3 protein-coding genes are annotated in these 5,688 nt (G+C 51.3%); all 3 read left to right on the forward strand.

Going from position 1 to position 5,688, the window contains the following annotated elements; all coding sequences use genetic code 11:
- Window positions 1-301 precede the first annotated feature (301 nt).
- Complete coding sequence (nuoE, locus tag QMD03_09760; GenBank protein MDI6777497.1) at window positions 302-799, forward strand: NADH-quinone oxidoreductase subunit NuoE; 498 nt, start codon at window positions 302-304, stop codon at window positions 797-799.
- Window positions 800-810: 11 nt separating this feature from the next.
- Window positions 811-3,864, forward strand: coding sequence for an NADH-quinone oxidoreductase subunit NuoF (gene nuoF / locus QMD03_09765; GenBank protein ID MDI6777498.1), 3,054 nt, complete (start codon window positions 811-813; stop codon window positions 3,862-3,864).
- A gap of 133 nt (window positions 3,865-3,997) precedes the next feature.
- Window positions 3,998-5,688, forward strand: a 1,691-nt coding sequence (locus QMD03_09770; protein ID MDI6777499.1) for a molybdopterin-dependent oxidoreductase, incomplete at its 3' end; no start/stop codon positions are given.

Consider the following 5,688-nt stretch of genomic DNA (forward strand, 5'->3'; position numbering starts at 1 on the left):
CACCGAAGAACAGCTCATGTTCATCTACAAGCGTCTGGAGCGTGAAGCCTGGTAATTGCTCAGAAAATGAAGTATAACGGTAAGGGTAACGAGGCCCGTATCGTTAATAAATGGTTACGTTTGTCGTCTCTTAATTCATTACACGTAACCTTAACCAGTAACCGAAACGGGCTTCGTAACCGTAACCCAAACACTCGGACAATTTTCATTGTTCGAGGGTGATAACTCTGTCATGAAAGATTGACCTCTATTTTCCCGGGCAAAGGATTCAGGAAATTCAGCCTGAGAAAGGAAGAGCCATATGGAACAGGCCATCTATCAGGAACTCCCTGCTGAGAGAATGGAGGAGATAGAAGGTCTCTTTGCTGAGATCCGGAAGGAATTTAAGGGAAGGGCTGATGAACTTATTCCCATGCTTCAGAGGGTTCAGAGGGCACTCGGTTTTTTGCCCGAGCAGGCCCTTATCGAAATCGCCCGCCTGACCAGGCTGTCCGCTGCAAGGGTTTTCGGGACAGCCACATTCTATGCTCAGTTCCGGTTTCAACCCGTTGGGAAAAACATCATTCGGGTCTGTCGCGGGACCGCCTGCCATGTAAAAGGAGGGGCACGAATCCTCAGAGAGGTAGAAAAACAACTCGGCATAAAGCCAGGTGAGAACACCCAAGACCTCAAATTTGCTCTGGAGACAGTAGCTTGTATCGGCGCTTGTGCACTGGCGCCAACGACGGTGATTAGCGGTGATACCTACGGTCAGATGACTACCAAAAAGGTGGGAGAAATCCTCAAGGATAGAGACTAAGGAGGGCATCGATGGTGGTAAGAGCGAACCAAGAGTTTTCAGGGGAGAAAAGGCGTACGGTCTTGGTTTGCCAAGGAACAGGCTGTACTTCATCCAAGTCTGAGCAAATTAGGGCTGCGCTGGAGCTGGGAGTGAAAGAGAGAGGGTTGCATGATGTCTCGGTTGATTTTACAGGATGCCACGGTTTCTGCCAACAAGGGCCCATTGTGATTGTTGAGCCGGAAAACATTTTCTATGCTCATGTCAAAATAGAAGATGTCTCTGACATTGTCCATTCGCACCTCCTGAATCGCAAGCATGTTGAGCGTCTTTTTTACCGTGACCCCTTAACTAAAGAAGCCGTATCAACCTATAAAGACATAGACTTCTATAAAAAGCAGAAACGCCTAATTCTTCGCAATTGTGGACATATTAATCCCGAATCGATTGATGACTATATCGCCACAGGTGGTTATAAAGCACTGAAAAAGGTGCTATCCCAGATGTCTCCAGAGCAAGTCATAGATGAGATAAAACGCTCCGGACTGCGAGGACGTGGCGGCGCCGGGTTTCCCACAGGGCAAAAATGGGAGTTTTGCCACAAGGCACCTGGCCATCAGAAATACATGATATGCAATGCTGATGAAGGCGACCCAGGGGCTTTCATGGACAGAAGCACCATGGAGGGCGACCCACATGCCGTCATTGAAGGAATGATTATCGCCGCATATGCCATCGGAGCCAACGAAGGCTATATCTATTGTAGAGCTGAATATCCCCTGGCCATTAAACGTTTGTACATCGCCATTAAACAAGCAGAGGATAATGGAATCATGGGCAAGCACATCCAGGGCTCGGATTTTAGTTTCAATGTGCACGTTAAGGAAGGCGCGGGCGCCTTTGTCTGCGGTGAGGAAACAGCCTTAATGGCATCGATTGAGGGCAATCGAGGCATGCCTCGTCCTCGGCCTCCCTTCCCCGCTCAGTCTGGTTTGTGGGGCAAGCCTACCAACATTAACAACGTGAAAACATTAGCAAGCATCCCCGTCATCATCGAAAAAGGCGCAGAGTGGTATTCCAGCATAGGAACGGATAAAAGCAAGGGGAGCGCTGTCTTCGCCCTCACCGGGAAGATTACTAATAGTGGTCTTGTTGAGGTGCCGATGGGCACAACCCTCCGTGAGATTATTTTTGAAATTGGGGGAGGCATCCCCAGTGGTAAACGCTTTAAGGCCGTGCAGACAGGAGGTCCATCGGGGGGATGTTTACCCGCCAGCTTCTTAGATTCTCCTGTTGATTATGAAACACTGGCTGAAGCAGGTTCCATCATGGGATCAGGTGGCATGGTGGTGTTGGACGAGGACACTTGCATGGTGGATATGGCAAAGTATTTCCTCTCATTTACCCAGCTTGAGTCCTGCGGCAAATGTATCCCCTGCCGTTGGGGGACCAAACAGATGCTGGACATCCTTGAAGACATTACTTGCGGAAGAGGCAAGATGGAGGACATTAACCTGTTGATCGAACTGGGTGAAGCCGTCAAGGCAGGCTCCCTCTGCGGTCTGGGACAAACAGCCCCTAACCCTGTGCTCTCGACCGTCCGGTATTTCCGGGATGAATATGAGTCCCACATCAAGAGATCACACTGTGCAGCAGCGATATGCAAAGGATTGGTTAAGGCCCCTTGCAGTCATACTTGCCCCGCGGGAGTCGATGTGCCCCGCTATATTCGCCGGATCACTGAGGGGAATTATGACGAGGCCCTCTCAGTGATTAGAGAGAGGATCCCCTTCCCTTCGGTTTGCGGCTATGTCTGTTTCCATCCCTGTGAGGATAAGTGCCGCCGAAGTCAACTCGACGAACCTGTCGCTATCAGAGCGCTGAAGCGCTTTGCGGCTGACCATGCCAAGAAGGCAGCCTCCATCCACCAAAAGGTTGCATTACCTTCTGGCAAGCGTGTTGCTGTGGTAGGCTCGGGCCCGGCCGGACTGACAGCCGCATACTATCTCGCCAAGACTGGAGGTCACGCTGTAACAGTTTTCGAGGCGTTGCCTGAAGCTGGAGGGATGATGAGAGTCGGCATCCCAAGATACAGGTTGCCGAAGGAGGTACTGGATGCTGAAATAGAAATGATTAAACAAGTGAGAGTGGAGATAAAGACGAATTGCAGAATAGATTCCGTCAACTCACTTCGCGAGCAGGGGTATGACGCAATATTTCTGGCTCTGGGAGCACACGTTGGCACCAAAATGCGTGTTGCCGGAGAAGACTCTCAAGGGGTAGTAGACTGCGTCTCTTTGCTTCGTGATGTGAGCCTGGGGAAAGAGGTCAAGCTGGGAGAAAAGGTTGCCGTCATCGGTGGAGGCAATGCCGCCATCGATGCCTCACGCACTGCTCTTCGACTCGGCGCAAAAGAGGTAACGATCATCTATCGTCGTAGCCGGGAAGAGATGCCCGCCTCTAAAGAAGAGGTTGAGGAGGCTTTGGAGGAAGGCGTGAAGATAAAGTATCTTACCGCTCCAGTCAATATATACCGCCAGAATGGTCACTTCAAGATGGAATGTATTCAGATGAAGTTGGGAAAGACGGACGCCAGTGGCAGGCGACAGCCGGAACCAGTGTCTGGCAGCAAATTTGAGGAAGAGTTCGACACCATCGTAACAGCCATTGGACAGATCCCTCAAATTCCAGAGAAGATGGAGGTAAAGGTCGATAAGGGTGGAGTTCTGCACGCTGATCCAGACACATCCGTGACGGAGAGGGTAGGCGTATTCGCTGGTGGAGACGTGGTTAGCGGGCCAGCCTCAGTTATAGAAGCTATTGCCGCAGGAAGGCAAGCTGCCATATCGATTGATAAATACCTTGGAGGCAAAGGTCTCATCGAGGAAAAGATAGCCTCACCGGAAGATGTTACAGCTTTGCCCGAGATGTCAGAGGAGGAATCGGAAAAACATCGTCCCCCAATGCCAGTTCTATCACTCAACAGGCGGCTTGAAGGCTTCGAGGTAGTAGAAATCGGTTATCCAGAAGCAACAGCAATAGAAGAAGCACAACGATGTTTAAGATGCGACCTTGAGCCGGAGTAAACCCCGTTAGAAAGGGCAGGGCTTTTACCCCGCCCTCAATAAAGAGTTGATGCTTTCTAACGGGGTAAATTTCCGGAACTGCCTGTTAAAAAACCGTCTGAACTAAAAGGTATTGATTGAGAAGGGAGAACAGATGAGCACAATGATCCCGGCCACTGATAGAAAAAAGGCTGGTGCCATGAGTTTGATGATTAATGGAAAAAAAATAAAGGCGCTTAAAGGCATAACCGTGCTGGAAGCGGCATTGGGCGCTGGAATATATATCCCCACTCTCTGTTATGACCCTGACCTAAAACCGTACGGGGCTTGCCGGCTTTGCCTTGTCGAAATCGAGGGGATGCGCGGTATCGTTAGTTCATGCACTACACCCGCAGCGGATGGGATGGTGATTCAAACCGACACGGCCATGGTGAACCTGGCACGACGGACCGCAATGGAACTCATCCTCGTTAACCACCATGGCGATTGCCTGACCTGCACTAAGAACCAACGATGTGAACTTCAGAAGGTTGCCCAATATCTGGGCATCGAACAGGAAAACTTAGATAAACTGCGCAAGGGCACACAAATATTGCCGGTGGATAAAAGCCACCCTGCCTTTGACCGTGACCACAACAAATGTTTACTCTGCGGAAGATGCGTACAGGCCTGCGAGGAGATCGCTGCGGTCGGTGCCATTGACCTGGCTTTCAGAGGCTACGCAACCAAGGTGAGCACCTTCGGCGATAAGCCGATTCATGATTCAATCTGCGTGTCCTGTGGCGAGTGCATCTCCAGATGCCCAACCGGAGCCCTCGTTCCCAAGCACTACATACAGCCAACACACCATGTCAAAACAATCTGCCCCTATTGCGGTGTTGGTTGTTCTATCTATCTGGGCATCCGAGGCGATGAAATCGTTGATGTTCAGGGTGTAAAAGAGAGCCCGGTGAATAAAGGCGGCCTCTGTGTCAAGGGGCGTTATGGATTGGACTTTATCAATCACCCGGATCGACTGACCCGGCCCCTGATTCGAAGAGAAGGAGTTCCCAAGAGCGTCAGCACGGGCGATATCGATCAGATCTTTCGTGAGGCGGGCTGGAATGAGGCCCTGGACCGGGTGGCGCGGGGCATCGGCCGGACCATGGATCGCCATGGGCCGGATGCCATCGGAGGGCTCAGTTCCGCCAAGTGCACCAATGAGGACAATTATCTTTTTCAGAAATTCGCCAGAGTGGTTCTGAATACGAACAATGTGGACCACTGCGCCCGGCTCTGTCATGCCTCTACCGTGGCGGCCGCATTGGCTGCTTTCGGCGATGGCGCCATGAGCAATTCCATCTCTGATATTGATCATGCAGAAGTCCTGTTTGTGATCGGATCCAATACGACTGATTGTCACCCCATTATCGGCCGCAGGATTAAGCGGGCCATTAAAAATAACGGAGCCAAGCTGATCGTGGCGGACCCGCGCAGGATCGAATTGTGCGAAATGGCCCAAGTTCATCTGGACCATTTCCCTGGAACGGATGTGGCGCTTCTCAACGGAATGATGCGGGTTATCGTGGAAGAAGGCCTCCATGATCAGAAGTTCATCTCGGAGCGGTGCGAGGAGTTCGAACCTTTTCTCGAATCCCTGAATCGATATGACCTGAAAACCGTGGAGGCCGTTACCAGCGTGGCCGGAGAGAAAATCCGGCAGAGCGGTCTGCTTTTCGGGAAGGCGAAAAAAGCCATCGTCCTCTACGGCATGGGAATTACACAGCACACGACCGGAACGGACAATGCAAAGACCATTGCCAACCTCTTAATGCTTACCGGAAATTTAGGGCGCAAGGGAACGGG

Source organism: Syntrophales bacterium (genome assembly GCA_030018935.1).
GTDB lineage: Bacteria > Desulfobacterota > Syntrophia > Syntrophales > CG2-30-49-12 > CG2-30-49-12.